The sequence below is a fragment of the Mycoplasma sp. 1578d genome, from assembly GCF_024582695.1.
Lineage (GTDB): Bacteria > Bacillota_I > Bacilli_A > Mycoplasmatales > Metamycoplasmataceae > Mycoplasmopsis.
In genome coordinates this window covers 648,597-673,810 of the sequence record NZ_CP102081.1, presented here as the reverse complement: position 1 = coordinate 673,810, position 25,214 = coordinate 648,597, and the positions used below count along the sequence as shown (strand labels likewise).

The following is a 25,214-nucleotide window of genomic DNA, read 5'->3' as shown; positions in this document are numbered from 1 at the left end:
AAAAAAGTTTGCTTTTAAAATTTTTGTTATATAATAATAAAGCAACAACTCAAAAATGGGGGGATAGCAAAGCGGCCAAATGCGGGTGGCTGTAACCCACTTTCTTAGGATTCGGGGGTTCGAATCCCTCTCCCCCCACCATTTTTGCCCCATAGCCAAGCGGTAAGGCAGTGGGTTTTGGTTCCACCATGCGTTAGTTCGAATCTAACTGGGGCAGCCATATCACCATTATGGTGATTTTTTTATACGGTTTTGCACTTAAAACAGCTTAATTTCTATATAATGTAATAATATGAAAAAACTAGATAAAATCACTCCTTTAGAGCAAGACTTTGCAAAATGATATACTGACGTTGTTAAGAATGGTAATTTAATTAAATATGGTTCAACGAAAGGGAGTGTCATTTATCTTCCTAATTCATATGGGATTTGAGAATTAATTCAAACTCATTTTAATAAGATTTTAAAAGAAAAAGGGGTGCAAAATGTTTATTTACCCCTTTTAATTCCCGAATCACTTTTTAAAATTGAAAAAGAACACTTAGATGGGTTTAACCCCGAACTAGCAACTGTAACTCATGCTGGATCTAAAGAACTAAGTGAAAAATTATATATTCGCCCAACTTCAGAAGTACTCTTTGCCGAATTGTTCAAGCAATCAATTGATTCATACAATGATCTTCCGATCATTTATAATCAATGAGCTAATGTGTTGCGTTGAGAAAAAACTACCAACCCTTTTTTAAGAAGCCGTGAATTTTTATGACAAGAAGGGCACACATGCCATGCTGACCCAATGGAAGCAAGAAAGTTTACTCGTTCTATGATAGGGACTTATGCTAAGTTTTTAAAAAATTATTTAGCTATCCCAGTAGTTGTGGGTAAAAAAACTCCACATGAAAAATTTGCCGGAGCATGCTCAACTTATACTATTGAAGCAATGATGAAAGATGGAAAGGCTCTACAGGCTGGAACTAGTCATTATTTAGCTCAAAACTTTTCTAAACCATACCAAATTGAATTTAAAAATAAAAATAACCAAAAAGAGTTTGTTTACGGGACTTCTTGAGGAATTACCACCCGTTTAATCGGAGCTATTATTATGACACATGGAGATAATCGCGGAATTATTATTCCACCATGAGTTGCTCCAATTCAAGTTGATATTTTAGAACTCTTTGGAGACAAAAACCCACAAGTTAAGCAAGTAGTTGACCAATTAAATACAGTCTTATCAAGAAAATATCGTGTCAGAGTTGATCGAAGTGATAAAACCCCAGGATACAAAGCTTCAAATAGCGAAATTCAAGGTGTTCCACTACGAATCGAAGTTGGACCAAGAGATTTAGAAAATAATATGGTTACATTAATTCGAAGAGACACCCTTGAAAAAGAATTGGTTCCAGTTGACCAAGTTAAGAAAATTATTGGTCAAATATTAGATAAAATTCACGATAATTTATATGAACAAGCTAAAGCCCGTCTTGAAGCAAACACTGTTTTTGTTGATAATTATAATGATTTCAAACAAGCTATTGCAGAACAAAAATTTGTTATCGCACCATTTTGTTGCTCGGATTATGCTGAAATTCAAATTAAAGAAGAAACCGGAGCTACTGCAAGATGTGTGCCAAAAGATTTTAACAAACCAGACAAGGAAAATAAATGCATCTTCACTAAGTGTCAAGCAAGTGCGAATCGATACGTTCTTTTTGCAAAAGCATATTAAAACTGTAAAAAATTACAGTTTTTTTCTTGATTTTTTCAATTTTTCTTATTACTAAGTAAAAGAGGTATTATGAAAAATAAAAAATCATTAAATAAACGAGAAAAAATCAAATCTAATTTAGCTGAACAAATACTTTTCTTTTGAAATACGTTTAATAATGAATTTACAGATTTTAAAAAAGAAAAATCGGTAGATTCAATTGTATATTCAAAAATTAACTCTTGTATTAATAAATTAGATAAAATCGATCACAAAATTTTACTTACTCCACAAAATCGTGGAGACGAGAAATGATATATAAGCTATTTTTCACGCTCGACATATTACAAAAAACGCAAAATAGCCGTTAATAATTTTTTGAATTGCTTATTAATCTATGGATTATCCGATTAATTACGAGCACAAGTTGAGTGATGAGAGTACGTATATTTTAGACAATCAAAGAGTTCAATGTAAATGAATTTCAACAGATTTACCAGCAGATTTTATTGCTTATTTTAACATTGATAAAATTATGAGCAATGGGTTTTTTGATCTTAATTTTGCTTCAAATTTAGAAAATGATGATAAAAATCAATATTCTGTATCAATTTTGATTAACAACAAGGTAATTGTTGATCATTTTAACTACAATTTAAAAAACTTTAATTTAGGTTTTGAAGATATTAACCTTACTTATTCTAAAATAAAAAACATTGTAATAGTTTTTAAAAAGAACCAAAAAGACATCGGTGTATTTTACATTGATTTTTCAGATTTTGATAATATTGAGCAAAATATTGTTATGAAAAATATTTATTCCAATGCTAAAATTGTGAGCGAATACAATTTTGTTCTTTCAAAAGATAATTATAAAATCTACAGAAATTACCTAAATGTTAATTTTCAAATTAATGATTTATCTAATCAAAAAAGAATTAATAATTTAGGTAATTTAAAAATATTTTATAATCCTCAATTTAACCGAATTTTCACAAAAAAACGGAAAGACAAATCAGCACCACAAATTGAAGGGGTAACCGTTGCATTTGACAAATTCATTTCAGGAAAACTTAATATAGCTTACAAAAATCTAAATCTTAATTCAAGTAATTGAGATTCTAAAAAAGACATTTGAAATACTTATGAATTGCCGTTCCATTACAACACTTTTAATACAGATAACAATGTTTCGATTAGTAATTTTAGCAATTCACAACGCGGAATAATTCTTCCAAAATATTTTTCAGGTAATTTTAGTAGTGAAATTTCAATTAAATTTAAAGAATTTAAATTAAACTTCGTTCGTAATATTGTTTTGAATAAAAATTCTCAATTTTCACAAAAATCAAAGCGATTTTTAAAAATAATTGAAATTAAATACTTTGAAGATACTCAGAATTCATTTCAAATTGCAATTGATAAAGTAATTGATTTTAATTTAAAACAAAAGATTACTGACATTACTTCATTGTTAATTTACTCAAAACGCAAAGATGAATAATTCATTTAATAATAAGATTAAATATTTTTTAATTCTAATCATTTCAATTGGAATGAGTATTGGCGGATATTATGCTTATAAGTATTTTCAAAAACCAAGCAAAACTGAAATACAAAAACAAACTGAAGAACCAGTCAAAGAAGAATATAATATCTTCCCTAAATTAGAACCAAACTATTTTGAAGAATTTTTATCCACAAAAGATGGGGAGAAAATTTTAAATGAAGATATTGTTTATGAGTTAATTAACGATCTAGCAAAGCGAATTAATATCCCTGAAGGCGATATTAATTTTCACTGAAATATTATCAGTGAATATGAAATTGACATTCATATTAAAATTATTTCAAAGGACAAAGAATATACTAAATCTTATAAATTTAAATTAGATTATGATTAATTTATTAATAATATAATTTAATTATGAGCAAATCAGTAAAAGAAATTGTTTTTGAAGAATTAAAAAAATATACTAAGAAATCTTTTAATCATGAAACTTTATTAGAAGAATTGCAAATCGATTCACTTGATTTAGTTGAAATTGTTGTTGACGCTGAGGAAAAGTTTGATATTCAAATTCCAGATCAAGAACTTAAAAATATCAAAAAAATTAGCGATATTATTTTGTTGATTGAAAATTTAAAAAAATAGCTATAATAATATAGCTTAGGCTTAGGAGTATAGTTCAACGGTAGAACAACGGGCTTCAACCCCGTGTGTTGTGGGTTCGAATCCTGCTACTCCTGCCATTTTTTTATTTCTCTGAACTTAAGATGTACAAAATAATATAATTTAAAATATGAGCAAAAAATATATTTCCTTTATTGGAACTGGTGCTTGAGCAAGTGCACTAGCCAATTTATTAGCCCAAAATGGTCATTCAGTTAAAATGTACGGAATTAACAATGAAGAAATCAATGAAATTAATCAAGGATATAACCGTAAATTTTTTGGCTCAAGATCATTTGCAAATAAAGATTTAATTCAAGCTTCTAATGATTTATCATTTGTTTTAAAAGATTGTCAAACTCTTGTCATTGCAATTCCGTCTGTTGCCATAAGAAGTGCGTTAAAACAAATTTCAGCTTTGCTCAAAAAACGTAAAGTGAATATTATCAATGTTTCAAAAGGGTTTGATGATCAAACTGGTGATTTTTTATCTGATTTAATTAAAACCAAACTCAAGCGAAATATCAAATATTTTGCAACTTTCGCTGGACCTTCATATGCTACTGAAGTGTTTAATGAACATTTAACGCTCATTAATGTATTTGCTTCAGATCAAGAATTTGAACACGAATTAATTTCAAAATTTAATAATAATTATTTTAAATTAGTTCCTTGTCAAGACGAATATGCTGGAGAAATTTTTGCGGCACTAAAAAATGTGCTAGCAATTGGGATTGGAATTTCAGCTTTCACTCATCTAGGTAAAAATCCCCATTCTGCACTAATTTCGGTTGGAACTAAAGAAATTTTAAGTGTGATTAAACAAATTAAACCAAATTCAAATCCTAATATTGGTTTTGAATTGGTGGGAATTGGTGATATTTTTTTAACCTGTTCATCAACTCAGAGCCGTAATTTTACTTTTGGATATGCAGTTGCTGAAAACGGTCTTAAAGAAGCACTTAAAATGCAAAGGGTTACTGTAGAAGGGTTTTCAAGTGCTAAAGCACTGAGCAAAATAATTCAAGCTAATAACATTAAAAACATCCCATTATTAGAAAGCATTATCGCAGTTTTGAACGGATCCAAAGAACCGATTTTACTGACTGACTTTTTGATAAATGAATACTAAAAATCAGGTTTAAATCTGATTTTTTTATTCAATTTTTGACAATATTCAAAATATTTAAAAAACCGGACAAATAAATTTCTTTTATGGTAAAATTTATATACTAATTGCGTACATCTTTAAAAAAGAAATGAAGGGAAGTTATGAGTCAAAAAAATTACAAAATTCGTAAGTTTGGACCTAAAACATTAAGAAGAGATTATTCTATCACTAAACATTCTCTCCCTGTTGAAGATATTCTCTCGACCAGTAAAGAGAGTTTTCATTTGTTCATGACCAAAAAAATCAACGAACAATTATTGGAAATTTATCCAATTGAAGCTGCAAACAAGCAAGTTTCACTTGATTATTTGAAAGGGAGCTTGCGTGTTGAGCTACCTTTTAAAAAATCTACTTCAGAAAGTGAAGAGATCAAAAAATGTAAATCAAAAGGAATTAACTTTTCAGCAAAAGTTTATGTCACACTAAAACGTGAAATAACTGGAACTGGAGAGGTTAATACCGATGAAGTTTTAATTGGTGAAATTCCATATATGACTTCTGGTGGAAGTTTTATTATCAATGGAAGCGAAAAAGTGATCGTTTCACAGCTTATCCGTTCACCTGGAGCATACTTTGGACTTAATGTTAGAAATAAACAATCTGATGACCTTTTTAATAAAGTTGAAGTGCTACCAAGAATTGGTTCATGAATTGAAATTTCGCACAAAACCACTTCAAACACACTTGATACAGTTAAAGTTAAAATTGACAAAAACAAAAATGTTAACTTGGGAACATTTTTAGGTTCGTTTGGTTTGGGTCAAGAAGAAATTGTAAAACTTTTTGGAAATAGTGACCTTTTACAAGAAACTATTAGAAAAAATAAATTAGTTTCAAATAACGAAATTTCAAAAGAAGAACTTATTGACTTATGTCAAGAAGAGCTTTTCAGAGGACTCAGAAAAGGAGATCGGATTTCTGAAGAATCTAAAAAGAGCCTTTTACCTGGAATTTTATTTGACAAAAAACGGTACAATCTTTCAGTAACTGGTAGATATATGCTCAACAATAAACTTTCTGTTGTTGATCGTATTACCAATACTTATTTAGCTCAAGATGTTAAAACTAAAGCTGGTGAAATTCTTTATCCAAAAAACACTTTAATTACAATTAACATAGCTAAACAAATTGCAGAAGCATTTAAAGAAGGTATTTTATCTTTAGATACTATTCCTGGAATTGATGTGGAACACGTTTACCACAAATTACTTAAAAATAGCAAAACCCTTTCAAAAAGAAACAAAATCGCCAAAATTAAAGTGTATCCAAATAAAAGATGAATGCAGGAAAAACCAAACGATCCTGTTCTAGTTATTGGAAATGATCCTAAATCAACTGAACCACACTTATTAATTTCAGATATTGTTGCTGTAGTTAATTACTACTTTAACTTAATTGAAGGAATTGGGCAAGATGATGATCCTGATGCACTTACTAATAAGAGAATTGTTAGTGTTGGAGAATTACTTGAAGGGCAACTTTCAGTAGCTTTTGCTAAATTAGAAAAAACCACTCGTGAAAGAATGGGGGCTAAATCACCTGAAAAAGTAACTGGTAAAAATGTTACCAATAATAAACTAGTTACCAATCAGATGAAAACTTTCTTCAACCTTTCAAAACTTTCACAATTCATGGATCAAATCAATCCTCTTTCGGAAGTATCAAATAAACGGAGAGTGACTTCGCTAGGTCCTGGAGGTCTTAACCGTGATACTGCTCAATTTGAAGTTCGGGACGTTCACTCAACTCACTATGGAAGAATTTGTCCTATCGAAACACCTGAAGGGCCAAACATTGGTCTGATTCTTAACTATGCTACTTTTGCTAAAGTTAATGAATTAGGTTTTTTACAAACTCCTTACTTTAGAGTTAAAGAAGGTATTGTTGATTACAGTGAGCCTGTTTATTTAACTGCTGCTGAAGAAATTGGGTACGCATTTGCACAATCTTCTGTTAAAGTTGACGATGATAATCGAATTGTTTCGCCAACTTTAACTATTAGAAAAGACTACAACTATATTATTGGTACACCTCTTGATGTTGATTTTATTGAGGTTTCATCAAAACAAATTGTTTCATTAGCTGCTACAGCAATTCCTTTCCTTGAAAATGATGATGCTAACCGTGCACTGATGGGTTCGAACATGCAACGTCAAGCTGTACCACTTCTAGAGGCTGAAGCTCCTTATGTAGCAACTGGAATTGAGGCAGATATTGCAAAATATTCTTCATACAACTTAACAGCTAAAAACGCTGGAGAAGTTACCTTAGTTGATGGATCAAGAATTCATGTTAAACAAGAAAAAGGAGTGACTGACAAATACTTCCTTAGAAACTTTGAACGTTCAAATCAAGGGACAATTATTCAACAAAAACCAATTGTTCAAGTTGGACAAAAAGTTGAAAAAGGTGACTTATTAGTAGATGGATCAAGCTTTAAAGACGGAGAGATGGCTCTTGGTAAAAACGTCCTTGTTGGATTTACCACTTGAAACGGATATAACTTTGAAGATGCTATTATTATCAACGAAAGACTTGTTAAAGATGATGTGTATACTTCAATTCATATTGAAGAACAAACTATTCAATTTAGATCTTCGCGTGCTGGAGAAGATCAACTAACTCGTGATGATATTCCTAATGTATCTAAATATTCAATTCGTAATTTAGATGAACAAGGAATTGTTCGTGTTGGATCTGAAGTTGTTGCCGGAGATGTTTTAGTTGGTAGAGTCTCTCCAAAAGGTGAAGACAATCCAACTCAAGAAGAAAAATTGTTAATGGCAATTTTACAACAACGTCCACAAAATGTGAAGGATACATCACTTAAAGTTAAAAACGGACATAATGGAACTGTAATTCACGTCGAAGTACTTTCACGTGAAAAAGGTGATGCACTCGAAGATGGAATTGACAAAATTGTTAAAGTTTCAGTAGCCCAAAAACGTAAAATAAAAGTCGGTGATAAAATGGCTGGTCGCCATGGAAACAAAGGGGTTATTTCAATCGTACTTCCCGAAGAAGATATGCCATATCTTGAGGATGGAACACCACTTGATATTATGCTTAACCCTCAGGGGGTTCCTTCACGGATGAACATAGGTCAAGTTCTTGAACTTCACCTTGGAATGGCAGCTCGTAAATTAGGAGAAAAATTCGTTACTCCTTCATTCGACGGAGTTAAAAAGAAAGATATTGAAGATGCTCTTGTTGAAGCTGGTTTAGAAAAAACAGGGAAACAAATTCTTATTGATCCAATTACTGGTCGTAAATTTGATAAACCAATTTCAGTTGGAGTCATGTATATGCTCAAACTTAACCACATGGTTGATGATAAAATGCACGCCCGTAGCGTTGGACCATATTCATTAATTACTCAACAACCACTTGGAGGAAAAAGCCAAAACGGGGGGCAAAGATTTGGGGAAATGGAAACATGAGCCATTGAATCATACGGAGCAACTAATGTGCTTCAAGAAATTTTAACCTACAAATCAGATGATATTTCAGGAAGAAATGCTTTATATAGTGCACTTGTTTCAGATAATAAAGATATTCCGAGTCCAGGAATTCCTGAATCATTTAACGTTTTAAGTAATGAGCTTAAAGGGTTAGGAATGAAGCTTGAATTATCACAGCAAGACAAAAACGAAGAAGAAAAAATCGATCAATACTTAGAAGTTGCAGGAGAAAGTTATGAGTAATTTTACAGACAAAAGAACTGACAATTTACTAAATAAAATCACTCTTTCGCTGGCTACCAACGAAGATGTGTTAAGCTGATCACATGGTGAAGTAACTAAACCTGAAACAATTAACTATAAATCATACAAACCAGAAAAAGACGGTCTTTTTGATGAGTTAATTTTTGGTCCAACCACTGATTATAAATGTCCAGTATGTTCAACTAAATACAAAAAAAGCGACGAAAATACCAACTGTACCAAAACCCCAGCTTGTGAAAAATACAAACCAAAAATTCTCCCTAAAATCACTCGTAGAACTCGTATGGGGCACATTAAATTGCATAATCCCGTAGTTCATTTTTGATTTTTTAAAATCGATCACTCAATTATTGCTAAACTTTTAGGGCTTAGAGTCGCTGATTCAAATACACCGGTTTCTAAAACTGATTTAGAAAACTTAATTTACTATAAATCACATATTGTCCTTGAGAGCGGAAGTTTAAAATCACTTAAGAAAAATACCATTATTAACATTAATGAAGCAGCCACTATTTATGAAGCCGCTTTAATGGAAATGCTTGGTCAATGAGATAAAGATAGCGATGAATATCAAGATATTTATACTGCTTTAGAAGAATTGAGAGAATATGCTTCTTCAAAAATGGGTAAAGATTATGGAATTGATTTTTATGAATATAATGATATTATTCATGAATTTTCTGATGCTAAAATTGGAACTGGTTCTCAAGCAATTGAATACTTACTTAAAAATATTAATCTAGAAGCTGAGGCTAAATTAGTCCAAAGTAAAATTGACGAAATTAACGCTTCACCTAACTTTTCAACCACTAGTTTACAAGATCGTTCAAAACTTTATAAAAGATTAACTATTATTAATTCGTTCATTAAATCAGGCCAAAAACCAACTAATATGTTAATTTATAATCTTCCAGTAATTCCTGCTGACTTACGTCCTTTGGTTCAGCTTGATGGAGGAAGACACTCAACTAGTGATGTGAATGAACTTTATCGTCGGATCATTATTAGAAACAATCGTTTAGCTAAATGAGATGAATCAGATGCTCCAATGTTAATTAAACAAAATGAGTATCGGATGATTCAAGAAGCTGTTGATGCTTTAATTGATAATTCAAGAAAAAAACCTTCACCAGTTTCATCAAAAGATGGTCATCCACTTAAATCCATTTCTGATGCACTCACTGGAAAAAAAGGACGTTTCCGTCAAAACTTACTCGGAAAACGTGTTGATTACTCAGGACGTAGTGTTATTGTTGTTGGTCCAACATTGAAAATGTACCAAGTTGGAATTCCACGTGATATGGCCGCTAAATTATTTGAGCCATGAATTATTAAAGAAATTATTAAATCTGAAGAAAGCGTTAAAAACGTTAAATCAGCAAAAAAACTGGTTGAAAGTTTAAACCCAACTATTTGACCTTATGTAGAAAAAGCCATTGAAGGACGTCCGGTATTACTCAATCGTGCTCCAACCTTGCACCGTCTTTCAATTCAAGGATTCCAACCAGTACTTATTCGTGGAAAAGCAATTAAACTACACCCATTAGTTACCACAGCTTTTAACGCTGACTTTGATGGGGACCAAATGGCTGTCCACGTGCCAATTTCTGAACAAGCTGTTCGTGAAGTTAAAGAGTTAATGCTTGCTTCAAAAAACATTCTAGGACCAAGAGATGGTGAACCAATTATTAACCCTTCGCAAGATATGATTTTAGGGCTTTACTACCTAACTGTTGAAAAAGCCGGAGCAAAGGGTGAAGGTAATTTTTATGCCACATATAATGATATGGTTAATGCCTATGAAAATGGGTTTATTACTTTACACACTAGAGTAGTACTTCCAATTGAAGCAATTGACAAAATTTCAGTTCTCAATTCAACTAATCGCCCATATATTGTCTCAACTGTTGGAAAATTCATTTTAAACAAAGCTTTTCCAAGCGATTTTGAATTTATTTTCGGTAAACGTGTTACAGTTACTTCACAAAATGTTAATGGAGAAGTAAAAACTAAGGAAACGGAATCAATTCATACTTCTGAAAACGTTTTACACGAATATACTTTTGAATACGGAACTAACTTTAGAGATGCAATTAAATTAATTCCAGCTAACCATTCACTAGTTAAAAAAGATATTGCTAAAATTATTCGTTGAGTGTACGAAAAATATGTAGCGGTGGTTACTATTGAAGATATAGCTAGTGTTTTGGATACTGTTAAAGAAAATAATTACAAAAATAAATTTGAAGAATGTGCAAGCTTAAAAGATTATAAAAACGAAGATATTTCGACTTCACATGCTTCATTAATTAATAAATTTATTCAAGAAGAATTTGAAAAAATTAAATTCAAATATTTTGCTAAATTACAAATTCGTGATTCTGATCTCAATTTATCACATTACACTGAATTACTTGAAAATGTCTGATTCAGATACTCAAACTATGTAGCTTCAATTCTAGATAATATTAAAGATTTAGGATTTAAATATTCAACTATTTCAGGAACTACTATTTCCATGAATGACATCACTACTCTACCAACAACTCAAGATAAAATTAAAGAAGGTGAAGAGTACGTTGAACAATTGAAAAAATACTTTGCTAGTGGATATTTAACTGATGATGAGCGTTATAACCTCACCATTCAAAAATGAACTCAAGTCAAAGAATCAATTGAAAAGGATTTAAAAGAAGTTACTAAATCAGACTTAGAAAATCCACTCTTTATGATGTTTACTTCTGGAGCTCGTGGAAATGCATCAAACTTTACTCAGCTTGCTGGAATGCGTGGATTAATGAACAATAATGCCAAAGTGCTTAAGGCTGATGCTGAAAATGATCGGGTTGTTCGTTCAACTGTGGAAATCCCAGTTAAATCATCATTCCTAGATGGACTTACTGCATATGAGTTTTATTCATCAACTCACGGGGCCCGTAAAGGACTTACTGATACAGCTCTTAACACTGCTAAATCTGGATATTTAACTCGAAGACTTGTTGACGTGGCACAAGGAATTGTGGTACGCGAAGAAGATTGTGGAAGTGATTTTGGATTTGTAGTTAAAGATATTAAAGACACTAAAACCGATACAGTTATTGAGTCATTAATCGAAAGAATTGAAGGTAGATTTACCAACCGTCCAATTTATGATTTAAACGGCGATATTATCATTGGTGCCAACTCACTAATTACTCCTGAAATTGCCAATAATATTGTTAATAAACACGGTAAAACTGAAGTTGAAATTCGTTCAGTACTTTCATGTCATACTCGTAATGGGGTATGTAAACGTTGTTATGGTAAAGATTTAGCAACTAATAGAATTGTACACATTGGTGAAGCTGTTGGTGTGGTTACTGCCCAATCAATCGGAGAACCTGGGACTCAACTTACTATGCGTACATTCCACACTGGAGGGGTTGCTGGGGTGGCCGATATTACTGGTGGATTCGGTCGTTTAATTGAGCTCATTGATGCTTATGATCTCCCTTGAGGTCGTCCCGCCGTTATTTCACGTGTATTTGGAGTGGTTAAATCAATCAAACCAGCTAAAGATAGTTCAGGAAAAGATTCAGATACCTTACTTGTGGAAATTGAAAGTAAAAATAAAGATGGTCTCTTAGAAATACATCCACATGCAGTTAAAGTGTCACAAAAACTTAGAGTTAAAGTTGGTGATGAGGTTATTCCTGGACAAAAAATTGTTGAAGGACCAATTATTATTAATGATCTTCTTGAAAAGGCCGATACACGTGCTGTGCAAAACTATCTGTTAAAAGAAGTTCAAAGACTTTACCGCCTTCAAGGGATTGCTATTGCCGATAAATATATTGAAATTATTATTCGCCAAATGCTTTCAAAAATTATTATTACTGATCCAGGAGATTCAGATTTCTTCACTGGAAGTTTAGTTGATCGCTTTGTGTACCAGAAAGAAAATGGTCGTTTAATTGCCGCTGGTAAACGTCCAGCCTTTGGTGAAGTTAAAATCAAAGGGGCAAAACAAACACCACTTCTTAGCGATTCGTTCTTGGCAGCAGCTTCATATCAAGAAACTGCGAAAATTCTGGTTAATTCATCAATTTCAAATAAAGTTGATTACCTTAAAGGTCTTAAAGAAAATATTATTTTAGGATACAAAATTCCAGCTGGAACTAATTCAAATTATGAACCTAAATCTAAATATGATATTCGTGATCCAAAAAGTTACTTTACTAATAAGAACGATGCTGATCAACAAATGAGTGAAGAAATTATCTACGATGTTGATAATATGTTCTATTCACAAGACTTAGAAGAAATTGAACTTTTTGAAGATGATTCAAATATTGATACAATAGATTATGACTATGGTATTGAAGAATAATGTTTAAACTCAAAAAACACCAAATGGTGTTTTTTGGACACAAAATATTTAATTATTTAAATAAACAAAAATCCAATAATAGTAATTAAAAAGTCCTTGTGTTTTTTGTGTTTATGTTATAATTAAAAAGCAATTTATACAACCGAAATAAATTCCAAAAATTAACGTAGGAGGATCAAATGAGACAAACAACAATTGTTAATACCCAACAAGCCGACAAAAAATGATACGTTGTTGATGCAGAAGGTCAAGTTGTAGGTCGTTTAGCTGCTTTTGTTGCTTCAGTGCTTCGAGGAAAAACAAAACCATCATTCACACCGCATGCCGACATGGGAGATAATGTCATCATTGTTAATGCTGAAAAAGCTATTTTAACAGCTAAAAAAGAAGAAGATAAAATTTATTATTCACACTCTGGTTATCCAGGTGGTCTTAAAAGCGTTAATGCCGCTAAACTGAGAGTTAAAAAACCTACCGCAATAGTTCAAAAAGCTATTTTCGGAATGCTTCCACATACAAAATTAGGGAACAAACAACGTCGTAATGTATTTATTTACGCAGGTCCAGAACATAAACATGTTGCCCAAAATCCAGAAAAATTAGAGGTTAGATAATGATGAAAAAAGATCAATTACAATACCGTGGATTAGGAAGAAGAAAATCTTCAGTTGCTCGTGTAATTATCAAACCTGGAGCTGGTAAATTTATAATCAATAAACGTGAAGCAAAAGAATATTTAACTTCTGATATTTATCTCAAAGACGCAAATCAACCATTCGTTTTAACAGAAACTATGGGACAATTTGATGTTTCTGTTAATGTAGCCGGTGGAGGTCTTAGTGGTCAAGCTGGAGCAATTAGACTTGGAATTGCACGGGCATTGCTTGAAGCGAGCGCTGATTATCGTTCAGTTCTTAAAAAAGCCGGAATGCTTACTAGAGACGCTAGAGCTAAAGAACGTAAAAAACCTGGTCTTAGAAAAGCACGTCGTGCAAGACAATTCTCAAAACGTTAATTTTATATAATATTTTCCTTTTATATCGCAAAAATACGGTATAATTGGAATACACTTGCGAGCGTAGCTCAGCTGGTTAGAGCACACGACTGATAATCGTGAGGTCGATGGTTCAAGTCCATTCGTTCGCACCATTTCAATCATTTATTTGACCTAATAAAAAGCAGATTTTTTTCTGCTTTTTATTATCTTTTTATCACTACTTTTGCTTATATTTTTCAAAAAATATTCTATAATATATTAAAAGTAAACTTAACATCATTATATTATTTAGAATATACAGTTACTTATTTATATAAAGGATATCTATGAAAAAGTTAAAAAATAAATTATTGATTTTATCTTCAATGGCACTTGTTTCAGCTCCAATTTTAGGTGTATCTGCACAAGTTTCAAATGTAAACAACAATACCAACCAACAAGCAGCACCTACTCCAAATACTAACCAAAGTGGAACAAACCCCACTGTAGATCAAGCGTTGCAAACCAAAAAAACTGAATATAAATCAATGATTGATAAACTTGCAAAAACAGATAAAGTTACACCATTTTTATCTCCTGCTCAAATTTCAATTTATAAGACAAAAGCCGATACAGCAGGTGTTACAAGCGAACAAATTGATCAATTCCTTGCTCAAGCTAATAGTTTAGCTAGTGCAATGTTAACATTATTCCAAAATGCTTCAAGCGACCTATATGATAAATTAAAATCATCAACACACCTTGAAACTAAAGTATCAGATGAACAAAATGCTAAATCATACAAAACTACATTAATGGAATCAAAAACTGAAGCTGATAAAGCATTTAAAGAAACAACTAAAACAAACACAACATTCGAAACTAAAGAAGCTGTACAACCTCTTATTAGAAAATTTGTTGATGTATATACAAAAGGAGTTGTTTCGATTCTTGAATATATTTTAGACAAGAAAAACCACTTTGCTGTTAACTCAGTTATTACTTCATATTTAAATAAACTTTTAACAGATTCAAAAGCTGATTTAGCTAGTTCAACTCCAAAACTCAAATCTGAACACGTTGAATTAATCTTAATGGCTGATTCAAATGTGGCTGAATTAGTTACAGCAAGTGCTGAAGTGCAAAAATTCGTAGACCAAAACCAAGACCTTAAATCAAACGTTAATAAAATTCTTGATAACACTCTTCTTCCTAAAGATAAACAAGACATGTTGAAACAAGACTATGACAAATTAGTTGTAGCTCTTGATTCAAAAGAAGATGTGAACGTTGGAGAAAAATACTTTAAAGATCCAAACTCACTTAAGAAGGATATTGAAACACTTTCAAGTGTATACACTGAACTTAAAACCGAAAACGACAAAACCCAAGGTTATAATGAAGTTATAAGTGATGCAAAAGGATTAAACGATCAACAAAAACAAGAATTCGCTAAATTAGCTAAAACTAAAGCTGATCAATCTCAAGATCCTAGTGATGTTAAAGTTTTCGAAGGAATGATCAAGCCTGTTAATGATGAAATGCTAACTTTACAAAAAAACCTTAAAGAATATGAACCTAAATTAAAAGAACTTTTAAATTCAAGTAGCTTACCACAAGAAAATAAAGATTCTATTAATTCAGTTCTTAAACTTGCAAAAGATCAATTAACCAAATTAAGCACTGATGCTAAAGAAATTCAAAGTGTTTCTTCAAATGTACCTAGAGAATACTCAAGAGCACTCGAAATTAGCCAGCGTGATTATCAATTCACCAAATTAAATCAAGAAGACCCTAAACCTACATATTATGAATACATTATTCTTGGGGCAGTTTCAACCTTATTAGTATTAGTTGGATTATTAATTATTTTCTTTAAAAGAAATAAAAAAGACCAACAACCAGAGGAATAATTTAGAAAAAACCATTTAATAAAATATAAAAAAAGTGCCTAGCACTTTTTTAATTCTCTTTTTGACTTTCAATTTTATTAAGTTTCTTAAACGCTTTATCTACTGCATCATAAACACTTGAACGAGTAGTAGCTAAAATCAAAGCTACTTCAGCATAGGACAAATCCTTATAAAAATATAATTCAAAAGCTTGACGTTGTACTTTAGTTAGTAAAAAACCATATTTCTCGTATAATAGTGTGTATTTAGCGATATTATCTAATGATTTTTTGTGTTGTTTAGACATTGATTAAATCCTTAGTCATTTGATAAATAAACAACTCTAAATCAAATTCTTGAAGATCATCAAGTTTTTCACCTAGACCTAAAAATTTTACGTTAAGTTGATATTCATCTTTAATGGACAAGACAATACCACCTTTAGAAGTTCCATCCATTTTAGTTAAAATAATTCCAGTTAAATTAGCTACCTCTTTAAATTCTCGAGCTTGTGCTAAACCATTTTGACCATTAGTTGCATCTAGAACTAGAAGCGATTCATGAGGAGCACTTGGTTCAAAACGTTGAATAATGCCAATCATTTTGTTTAATTCGTTCATTAAATTAATTTTATTTTGTAAACGACCTGCTGTATCAATAATTAATAAATCATAATTTTGTTCTTTAGCTTTTTGCATAGCTTGATATACAACTGAAGCAGGATCAGCACCCTCTTTATCAGGTTTGACAATATCCACATTAATTCGATCGGCTCAAATAGCAAGTTGATTGACTGCTCCAGCTCGAAAAGTGTCGCCAGCTGCAATGAGTACTTTTTTACCTTGACTAACAAATCGATGAGCTATCTTTGCAATTGATGTAGTTTTTCCGCTACCATTTACACCAACAAAAACAAAAACATTTAAGCGCCCCTGTTGATAATTTAAAGTTGTATTAGTGATACTGTTATTTGTGTAAACTACAAACATTTGATCAGCAACAATTTCGCCGATTAGTTTTGGATCGTCAATATTATTGGTTTTAACTTCGTTCTTAATTTTTTCAATGATTAAATACACTAATGAAGCATTAATATCTGACATAATTAATAGCTCTTCAAGTTCATCAAAAAACTCTTGATCAATGTGATTGTAGCGATTTTGTAATTCTAATAATTGTTTTCCAAAATTACTTGCATTTGAAAGCCCAGTTTTGTATTTTTCTAATTTAGAAGAATTAATTGCTTCAAGGTTTTTTAAGTTTTTGGAATCGCTATTTTTTGAAAATACTTTATTGATTAAATTTTTAAAAAATCCCATGTTTGTATTTTACCATTTTAATTGCTTTATTTGGTTTTATGAATGATGAATAATTGCGATTTATCGCATTATTCTTTTAAAAAAAGAACAAAAATAATATAATAAAAGAATATAACTATTTAAAGGAGAAATTGTGAAAAAAAGAGTAATTATCGGAATGAGCGGAGGAGTTGATTCTTCAGTTGCAGCATACTTACTTTTACAACAAGGGTATCAAGTTGAAGGTTTATTTATGCGTAATTGAGATAGCATTTTAAACAATGACGTGCTCGGTAATGAAAAAATTTCACAAGATATTTGTCCTCAAGAACAAGATTATAATGACGCTCTAGCAGTTGCTAAAGCTCTTGGTATAAAATTGCATCGGGTTGATTTTGTTCAAGAATACTGAAATAAAGTGTTCGAAAACTTCATTGATGAATACAAAAAAGCACGAACTCCCAATCCGGATATTTTATGCAATAAACATATTAAGTTCGATTCTTTTGCCAATTATGCTTTCAATCAACTAAAAGCTGATTATATTGCCATGGGCCATTATGCTAAAGTTAAAAATGGCCACTTATATCGAGCCAAGGACCAAAACAAAGATCAAACTTATTTTTTAGCTCAATTAAGCACTGAACAACTGAGTAAAGTAATTATGCCTTTAGCTGATTTAGAAAAAGAACAAATTCGAGAAATAGCAGCTAAATTAGACTTAATTACAGCCAAAAAGAAAGATTCGACTGGAATTTGTTTTATTGGCGAGCGTAATTTTACTCAATTTTTACAAAATTACATCCCAGCTCAAGATGGTGATATTGTTGATATTACTACTAATAAAAAAATCGGAAGACACGTGGGTTGTTTTTATTACACTATTGGACAACGCAAAGGATTGAATTTAGGCGGCATGAGTGAACCTTATTATGTCTGTGGCCACAATGTGCAAAAAAACATTTTATATGTGGCCCCAGCATCCCAACCTCAATGACTTGAATCAAATAATTTAATTGCAAGTAATCTCAATTTAAACAATTTAGATTATGATCCTAATAATATAACTGTTAAATTTAGATATCGTCAAGCTGATATTAAAGCACATATTCAAATAAATGGCACCAATATTCGAGTTTTTTATCCGCAAAAAGCACAAGCAATCACCCCAGGGCAACAAGTGGTTTTATATGATGGGGATAAATGTATTGGTGGAGCGATAATTGAAGAAATTTATATGGACGAGCAAAAACTCACATTCATTTAGAGGTAAACATGAAAACAAGCGAAATTAGAGATAGATGATTAAAGTTTTTTGAATCAAAAGGGCACTTTATTGTTCCTTCAAAAAGCTTAGTTCCCGAAAAAGACCCATCATTGCTTTGGATAAATAGTGGAGTAGCCACTTTAAAGGATTATTTTTCAGGTAAAAAAATTCCCCCTTCAAAAAGATTAACTAACTCGCAAAAAGCGATCCGTACAAATGATATTGAAAATGTTGGAATCACCGCCCGTCATCATACCTTTTTTGAGATGTTAGGAAATTTTTCAATTGGAGATTACTTTAAAAAAGAAGCCATTGCTTTTGCAGTTGAATTTTTAGTTAATGATCTTAAATTAGATCGAGACAAACTTTATTTTACTTACTATTATGAGGATTTAGAAACTAAAAACGAGTGAATGTCACATGGATTTAGTGAAGATCGTTTAATTCCAGGAGATAAATCAACTAACTTTTGAGAAGTAGGTTCAGGTCCTTGTGGTCCAAACACAGAAATTTTCTATGATCGTGGTGAAAAATATGATTCGCGCGGAATTGAATTACTTCAAAAAGATATCGAGAATGACCGTTATATTGAAATTTGAAACATTGTTTTTTCAACTTATAACTCTGATGGTGAAGGCAATTACACTGAATTAAATCAAAAAAATATTGATACTGGTGCTGGACTTGAGCGGATTGCTTCGATTTTACAAGATACACCAACTAATTTTGATACTGATTTATTTTTACCAATTATTCACGAAATTGAAAAATATACTCCATATAAATATCAAGTTGATAATTACTTTATCAATGACTCACAACAAAGCACTATTAATACTTATTTTAAAGTAATTGCAGACCATATGCGAACTGTAGTTAATGCCATTAATGATGGAGCTAAACCTTCAAATGTCGGACGTGGATATATTTTAAGACGTTTAATTCGTCGTTCAGTGCACAAAGCAATGCAACTTAAAGTTGAACAAAACATCTTTTTATATAAATTAGTTGCTGTGATTGCAAGCACTCTGCCATATGAATATAATATTCCGCATATTGAAAAGGTCATTCTAGAAGAAGAGATCTTATTTTCAAAAACTATTGAAAGCGGAAGAGAATTACTTGAACAATATATTAATCACGATCAAAGCTTATTTTCGGGAGAAATTGCTTTTAGATTGTTTGAGACATATGGTTTTCCAATTGAACTAACCACTGAAATTTTGGCTGAGCAAAATATTCAAGTAGATATGAATGGATATAACCGAGCTAAAGAACAACATTCAGAAGTCTCGAAAGGGTCAAAAATTGCTGGAATGGATAAAGTAATTAATTCACTTTCTCTCATTGATCAAAAACTTGATAAATTCATTGGTTATGATTTTGAAGAAGGAAGTACCAAAGTTCTTAAAATTCTTACCAGCGAACATGAATTATCAGAAAATGAAGGAATTAGTTACTTAATTTTAGAACAAACACCTTTTTATGCAACTAGTGGTGGACAAAAACACGATCGAGGATACATTATTCAAGGGAAGAATAGACTTGAAATTTTAAATGTCTTTAAAGATAAATTCAATAATCATATTCATAAAGTACAAGGAAAAGTAAATCTCAAAGATCCTGTTCAATGTTTTGTTGACAAACAAATTCGTTTAGGGTTAAAAAGAAACCACTCAGGAACACACTTATTATTTTGTGCTTTAAGAACTATTTTAGGTCCACATATTGAGCAATTAAGTAGTGATAATAATGAATTAAGATTAACATTTGACTTTCCTGCCGATCAAAAACCAAGTAAAGAAACCATTGCACAGATTGAAAATTTAGTTAAAGATTACATTAAACGCGATGCCAAACGTAATTATTTACAAACCACTACCGAAAAAGCTAAACAAATGGGTGCAATTATGACTCTTGAAGAAGCTGAATATATGGATCCAAAAAATATTCGAATTGTTGAATTTGAAGGAATAACTGCCGATTTATGTGGAGGAACACACTTAGAGCATTCAGGAATGCTTGAAACTTTTAAAATTGTGTCAGTAGAGAAAAAAGCAGCTGGAATTTTCCGGATTCGTGCTATCTCATCGTTTAAAATTGTTAATGAATATCTCAATGAACAAGTTGAATTATTAACTGAACAATTTGACAAAATTATTGTTAAAAATGAAGCCTTAGACCCAAATTATCAAGCAAAAAGTTGTGTTGAAAATGATTTAGAAAAACAAATTCAATGTCTAGAACAAGCAATTGAACAAGCTAAAGAAGATAATAAGACATTATCAAAAAAACAAGCACAAAATTCTAATTCACTTAATTTAGAAAATCTCCAAAGTACACAAGTTAACGGTAAAGAAGTATATGTTTTAGAATTACCCACCAGTTCATTAAAAACTTCTGTTTCAACTATTAGAGAAGCTCACACACAAGCTTTAGTCATTGGATATGACCAAAGTAATATGCTTTGTGTTGGTTCAAAAACACTTAATGCAAATCAAATAGCTCAACAACTCTTCAAGTTTTTTCAAGGAAAAGGTGGAGGAAATAATTTACTTGCAATGGGTAAATGTATCTTAACAGTTTCTAAAGAAATAATTCTCGAACAATTAACCAAAATATCATGAGAAAACTAGGAATGGATTTAGGAATTAAAAGTTGTGGGTTTGCCATTACTGATGAAAACGAAATTATTGCAAGTTCATTAGAAAACTTTTTAATGCCTGAGGGAGATTTTGATGCAGTTATTAATAGAATCAAACAATATTTACTTGAGTATTCTATTGATGGTTTTATTTTAGGCTATCCCCTTAAAATAAGTGGACAAAAAAGTGAACGAACTTTAATGGTAGAAGATTTTGTTCAATTGTTAAAGCAACATTTTGATATTCCAATTATTCTTATTAATGAACAATATAGCACCAAAAAAGCTCAAGAAATTATGATTGCAGCTGGACTTACTCGTCAAAAACGCAAAAATCATAAAGATAAATTAGCTGCTCAAATTATTTTGGATGATTATTTGCAATATTACAAAAACAAGTGAGAAAAACATGACTAACACACAATGAATTCTTTTTAGTTCAATGATTGTTGTAATTATTTTAGCTGCAGTTTCATCATTTTTACTTAAACGAAGAATAAAAAAGATTAAAGAAAAATATTTAGCTCAAGATCGAGAACAAACTTATTTAATGTTACAAAAACTTCGTAATGATTTAGGGGAATTACCTTTTAATCTTAAAGATGAATTAAAAAATAATTATAAGCCTTATGATATTGAAGCAGTAATTAACACTATCTTTGTCAATGATTTTGATTCAACTCTAATCATTGATAATAAAGATGTATTTTTACAATCAGTTGTTTCATCAAAAACTAAACGGAAAATTTATTATTTAAAAGAATATAACTTTTATTCAAAATACCTCGAACTGATCGAAAAATATCCAAATGAATTAGACCAAAGCAATCTAATCGAATACGATGGACAAAACTTGAATTTTATTGCCGTATTCAACAATACTTATAAACTTGAAGACTTATTTAATCAATTCTTTCCAGCTCTGCAACCTGAATCAATGATGATGATTTTAACTAGCAATTATCACAAAAAAGAATTAATTAAATTTATTAAATTAATCAAGCAAAGCAATCTAACTTACGAGATTTCGTATGTAGAAAGTAAATTTTTATATATTGTTAAGAGATAGGGTTAAAATTGCTATAATTTTTTAAATAAAAAAGGAGCATTATGTCAACACAAAGCGAAAAAATTTATCTAGCAAAAGAAACTTTAGAAAAATATAAAAAAGAGTATGAACAACTAGTTAATGTTGAACGTCCTGCGGTTCAAAATGCACTTAAAGAAGCTCGTGCTCAAGGCGACCTTTCAGAAAATGCTGAATATGATGCAGCTAGAGATCGTCAAGGACTTGTCGAAGGAAGAATTAACGAACTTGAATCAATTCTTGATCGTGCTGAAATCATTGAAAATGCTCACAGTGCCTCAATCGGAATCGGGGCAACTGTAACTCTGAAATTCCTGGAAACTGGCGAAATTAAAAAAATTACCATCATGGGGACTCATGATGCTAATCCATTTGAAGATAAAATTTCAAACAAAAGTCCTTTAGCAGTAGCTATTTTAGGTAGAAAAGCTGGTGACGCAGTTGAAGTAGATGCTCAACAAAAATTTAATGTTGAAATTATGAACGTAACACAAGAAGACTAAAGATTTATTCTTTGGTTTTTGTTTTTTTATTTAAGGGGTAAGGTATGTTAATTGGTATTTCTGGAATGATTAGTAGTGGAAAAAGTACACTTTCAAAAAAACTTCATAAGCATTACAAAAAATCACTTTTATTAAATGAATACGAAGAAGATGATGTTGTATTCAATACTTTTTTAAAGTGATTTTACGAAAAGAAAGCAAACATTGATGTGAGTTTTCAAGTTTATGTTGTTGAAAATCACACCGCTAGTGTAAGAAAAATTCTTCAAGAATTTGAAGAGAAAAAACTAAATAAAGACGAGCACATTATTTTTCTGGATCGTTTTAGTGCTGAGCATTATGTTTTTGCTTCAGTTAATTTAAAAGGATATCCAAGAAAATCATTCAATGCTTACAAAGCACTCTTTAACGAGCTTGTTAGCAATGAGGAATTACCAGAATTCACAATTTTCCTAGATATTAGTTTTGAAAACTTTAAAAAACGGTTATTTAAACGGGGAAGAGAAGTTGAAATTAATACCTATGAGCAAAACGAAGGATATTTTAATGAACTTTATAAAGTTTATAAAAATGTCTTTCTTTATATTGTTAAAAAATACAAAATAAATTATGTCATTATCGATACTAATGACAAGAGTGAAAAAGAAGTTTTTGAAGAAGCAGTCAAAGCAATCGATCACTATAAACAAACAAAAACAACAGGAGCACAAAATGAATAAAGATCCAAGAGTATTAAAAGTTTTATTTAACCAAGAATTTATCAATGAACATATCAAAAAATGTGCAGATTGGGTTAATGAGATTTATAAAAATAGCTCAGATTTAATCCTAGTCGGATTGCTAAAAGGTTCAGTACCTTTCTTAGCTCAATTAATAAAAAGTGTTAATGTCGATCATCAAATTGATTTTTTAATCGCTTCAAGTTATAGTGGTTCACATGCATCAAGTGGAAGTGTTAAAATTATTATGGATTTAAGCATTGATATCGAAGGCAAAGACGTTTTAATTATAGAAGATATTATTGATAGCGGAATTACACTTGCAAAAATCAAAGGAATGTTACTATCTCGTAATCCAAAAAGTCTCAAAATACTTACCCTGATGAACAAACCTCACAATCGCAAAACCAAATTAGACGCTGATTTTTATGGATTTATTGTTCCGGATGAATTTTTAGTTGGATTTGGACTTGATTATAAAGAAAAATTAAGAAACTTACCTTATATTGGTGTTTTTGACCCACAATATATTGAAGATAAGGATGAATAAATTAAACTAAAGCCCAGAATTAAAGGAAAAATATGGATAAAAAATATACAGAATTATTCAACAGATTGAATGTGTATATGAACATTGAAGCAATGTCTCGTTATGAAGAACCAGTAGTTGATGAACTTAAAAACTCAATTAAAGGTAATGCTTACAAGGCAAGCAGAGATGGATTTGGTTCAGTGATTTTTTATAAAAAATCAAAAAATCCAAATGCACCTAAAGTAATGTTAGCCGCACATATGGATGAAGTTGGTTATATTGTTCGGAGCATTGAAGAAAATGGAAATTTATTAGTTTCAAGCATTGGCGGAGTATGACCAAGTGTAGTCATTGGAACTAAAGTTACTGTAGTTTCAAATGCAACCAATAAAAAATATACTGGAGTATTTGGACATACTTCTATCCACATTTTAGAACAAGAAAAAGCAAAACAAGCACTAAAAGAAAAAGAACTTTTTGTTGATTTAGGTTTTATGAAGAAACAAGAAGTACTTGATGAAGGTATTGATATTGGAGATCGAATCTATCTTTCAGGAGAAACAGTAATTTTAGCTAATAATCTAGTTGGTGGAAAAGCCATGGACAATCGTGCTGGAGTAACAGCAATTGAATTTATTGCTAATGCTGTGTCCGATTTAGACTTAGATGTAGATTTATACATTGTTGGTACTGTTCAAGAAGAAGTTGGGCTTAGAGGAGCAAAAACTTCAGTTAGTTTAATTAATCCTGATGTAGCTTTTGCAATAGATACAGGTGCTTCACACGACACAACTGGATGTATTAAAGGAACTCCGTCACTAGGTAAAGGAGTAAATTTACTTGTTAAAGATGGAGAAACTTTATCAGATCCCAAAATATTAGAAATGTTAATGCATTTAGCTAAAACCCACAATATTCCGACATATAAATATATTGCAATGGGTGGCGGAACTGATGCTAGTGTTCTTCAATACGGCAAAGGCGGAACTAAAACAGTTTCTATTTCAATTCCACAAAGATATCTACACAGTCCAATTGGAGTTGCTTCACTAGTTGATATTCAAGCAACTATTGATTTAATGGTTGAATTTATTAAAAACTACAATCCAGAAAAACATCAGGAATTATCTTGTAAATAATTAAAAAAGAC

At 31.0% G+C, this 25,214-nt stretch carries 21 protein-coding genes and 4 tRNA genes; 23 read left to right on the top strand and 2 right to left on the bottom strand.

Annotated elements, in window-relative coordinates; all coding sequences use genetic code 4:
- Positions 1-57 precede the first annotated feature (57 nt).
- From NPA11_RS02715 to NPA11_RS02645, 15 genes are all read left to right on the top strand, one after another.
- Positions 58-141 (top strand) — tRNA-Tyr (locus tag NPA11_RS02715).
- 4 nt (positions 142-145) lie between these two features.
- Positions 146-220 (top strand) — tRNA-Gln (locus tag NPA11_RS02710).
- A gap of 72 nt (positions 221-292) precedes the next feature.
- Positions 293-1,729 carry a proline--tRNA ligase gene (gene proS / locus NPA11_RS02705; RefSeq protein WP_257043350.1) on the top strand — a complete coding sequence of 479 codons (1,437 nt, stop codon included), beginning with the start codon at positions 293-295 and terminating at the stop codon, positions 1,727-1,729.
- Between the two features lie 69 nt (positions 1,730-1,798).
- On the top strand, positions 1,799-2,122 hold the full coding sequence (locus NPA11_RS02700; protein WP_257043348.1) for an MG284/MPN403 family protein: 324 nt from the start codon (positions 1,799-1,801) through the stop codon (positions 2,120-2,122).
- Positions 2,106-3,212 carry an MHO_1580 family protein gene (locus NPA11_RS02695; RefSeq protein WP_257043347.1) on the top strand — a complete coding sequence of 369 codons (1,107 nt, stop codon included), beginning with the start codon at positions 2,106-2,108 and terminating at the stop codon, positions 3,210-3,212. Before NPA11_RS02700 ends, NPA11_RS02695 begins: the two co-directional genes overlap by 17 nt.
- The gene (locus NPA11_RS02690; protein ID WP_257043345.1) at positions 3,205-3,612 is read left to right on the top strand and encodes an MHO_1590 family protein; all 408 of its coding nucleotides are present in this window, start codon (positions 3,205-3,207) and stop codon (positions 3,610-3,612) included. The genes NPA11_RS02695 and NPA11_RS02690 overlap by 8 nt, the downstream gene beginning before the upstream one ends.
- 23 nt (positions 3,613-3,635) lie before the next feature.
- Positions 3,636-3,863: an acyl carrier protein gene (locus NPA11_RS02685; RefSeq protein WP_257043343.1), complete on the top strand. Its 228-nt coding sequence runs from the start codon at positions 3,636-3,638 to the stop codon at positions 3,861-3,863.
- A gap of 23 nt (positions 3,864-3,886) precedes the next feature.
- Positions 3,887-3,961, top strand: a tRNA-Trp gene (locus tag NPA11_RS02680).
- A 50-nt stretch (positions 3,962-4,011) separates the two neighbouring features.
- The gene (locus tag NPA11_RS02675; protein WP_257043342.1) at positions 4,012-5,013 is read left to right on the top strand and encodes an NAD(P)H-dependent glycerol-3-phosphate dehydrogenase; all 1,002 of its coding nucleotides are present in this window, start codon (positions 4,012-4,014) and stop codon (positions 5,011-5,013) included.
- A gap of 140 nt (positions 5,014-5,153) precedes the next feature.
- Positions 5,154-8,756 carry a DNA-directed RNA polymerase subunit beta gene (locus NPA11_RS02670; protein WP_257043341.1) on the top strand — a complete coding sequence of 1,201 codons (3,603 nt, stop codon included), beginning with the start codon at positions 5,154-5,156 and terminating at the stop codon, positions 8,754-8,756.
- Complete coding sequence (locus NPA11_RS02665; protein WP_257043339.1) at positions 8,749-13,146, top strand: DNA-directed RNA polymerase subunit beta'; 4,398 nt, start codon at positions 8,749-8,751, stop codon at positions 13,144-13,146. The genes NPA11_RS02670 and NPA11_RS02665 overlap by 8 nt, the downstream gene beginning before the upstream one ends.
- Positions 13,147-13,325: 179 nt before the next feature.
- A complete protein-coding gene (rplM, locus tag NPA11_RS02660) occupies positions 13,326-13,760 on the top strand; it encodes a 50S ribosomal protein L13 (RefSeq protein ID WP_257043337.1) in 435 nt (144 codons plus the stop codon).
- Positions 13,761-13,762: 2 nt separating this feature from the next.
- Positions 13,763-14,161 (top strand): 30S ribosomal protein S9, encoded by a 399-nt coding sequence (rpsI, locus tag NPA11_RS02655; RefSeq protein ID WP_257043956.1) that lies wholly within the window; start codon positions 13,763-13,765, stop codon positions 14,159-14,161.
- 57 nt (positions 14,162-14,218) lie between these two features.
- Positions 14,219-14,295: transfer RNA gene (locus tag NPA11_RS02650), tRNA-Ile, on the top strand.
- Between the two features lie 174 nt (positions 14,296-14,469).
- Complete coding sequence (locus NPA11_RS02645) at positions 14,470-16,035, top strand: hypothetical protein (protein WP_257043335.1); 1,566 nt, start codon at positions 14,470-14,472, stop codon at positions 16,033-16,035.
- 49 nt (positions 16,036-16,084) lie between these two features.
- Here NPA11_RS02645 and NPA11_RS02640 read toward each other — a convergent pair whose 3' ends face one another.
- Positions 16,085-16,321, bottom strand: coding sequence for a sigma factor-like helix-turn-helix DNA-binding protein (locus NPA11_RS02640; protein WP_257043333.1), 237 nt, complete (start codon positions 16,319-16,321; stop codon positions 16,085-16,087).
- Positions 16,314-17,333 (bottom strand): signal recognition particle-docking protein FtsY, encoded by a 1,020-nt coding sequence (ftsY, locus tag NPA11_RS02635; protein ID WP_257043332.1) that lies wholly within the window; start codon positions 17,331-17,333, stop codon positions 16,314-16,316. The genes NPA11_RS02640 and ftsY overlap by 8 nt, the downstream gene beginning before the upstream one ends.
- A 133-nt stretch (positions 17,334-17,466) precedes the next feature.
- Here ftsY and mnmA point away from each other — a divergent pair, with 133 nt between their 5' ends.
- Genes mnmA through NPA11_RS02595 form a run of 8 tightly spaced genes read left to right on the top strand, consistent with a single transcriptional unit; the run spans position 17,467 to position 25,203 of the window.
- The gene (gene mnmA / locus NPA11_RS02630) at positions 17,467-18,579 is read left to right on the top strand and encodes a tRNA 2-thiouridine(34) synthase MnmA (protein ID WP_373457091.1); all 1,113 of its coding nucleotides are present in this window, start codon (positions 17,467-17,469) and stop codon (positions 18,577-18,579) included.
- 8 nt (positions 18,580-18,587) lie between these two features.
- Positions 18,588-21,215 carry an alanine--tRNA ligase gene (gene alaS, locus NPA11_RS02625; RefSeq protein ID WP_257043330.1) on the top strand — a complete coding sequence of 876 codons (2,628 nt, stop codon included), beginning with the start codon at positions 18,588-18,590 and terminating at the stop codon, positions 21,213-21,215.
- A complete protein-coding gene (gene ruvX, locus NPA11_RS02620) occupies positions 21,203-21,640 on the top strand; it encodes a Holliday junction resolvase RuvX (protein ID WP_257043329.1) in 438 nt (145 codons plus the stop codon). Before alaS ends, ruvX begins: the two co-directional genes overlap by 13 nt.
- Entirely contained in the window at positions 21,633-22,292 is a 660-nt protein-coding gene (locus NPA11_RS02615) for a BC85_0335 family putative methyltransferase (RefSeq protein ID WP_257043328.1), read from the top strand. Before ruvX ends, NPA11_RS02615 begins: the two co-directional genes overlap by 8 nt.
- 41 nt (positions 22,293-22,333) lie before the next feature.
- Positions 22,334-22,813: a transcription elongation factor GreA gene (gene greA / locus NPA11_RS02610; RefSeq protein WP_257043327.1), complete on the top strand. Its 480-nt coding sequence runs from the start codon at positions 22,334-22,336 to the stop codon at positions 22,811-22,813.
- Positions 22,814-22,857: 44 nt separating this feature from the next.
- Positions 22,858-23,532: a deoxynucleoside kinase gene (locus tag NPA11_RS02605; protein WP_257043325.1), complete on the top strand. Its 675-nt coding sequence runs from the start codon at positions 22,858-22,860 to the stop codon at positions 23,530-23,532.
- Positions 23,525-24,082 (top strand): hypoxanthine phosphoribosyltransferase, encoded by a 558-nt coding sequence (gene hpt / locus NPA11_RS02600; protein WP_257043324.1) that lies wholly within the window; start codon positions 23,525-23,527, stop codon positions 24,080-24,082. Before NPA11_RS02605 ends, hpt begins: the two co-directional genes overlap by 8 nt.
- A 32-nt stretch (positions 24,083-24,114) precedes the next feature.
- Positions 24,115-25,203, top strand: a complete 1,089-nt coding sequence (locus tag NPA11_RS02595; RefSeq protein WP_257043323.1) for a M42 family metallopeptidase — start codon at positions 24,115-24,117, stop codon at positions 25,201-25,203.
- The last annotated feature ends 11 nt before the right edge of the window (positions 25,204-25,214 follow it).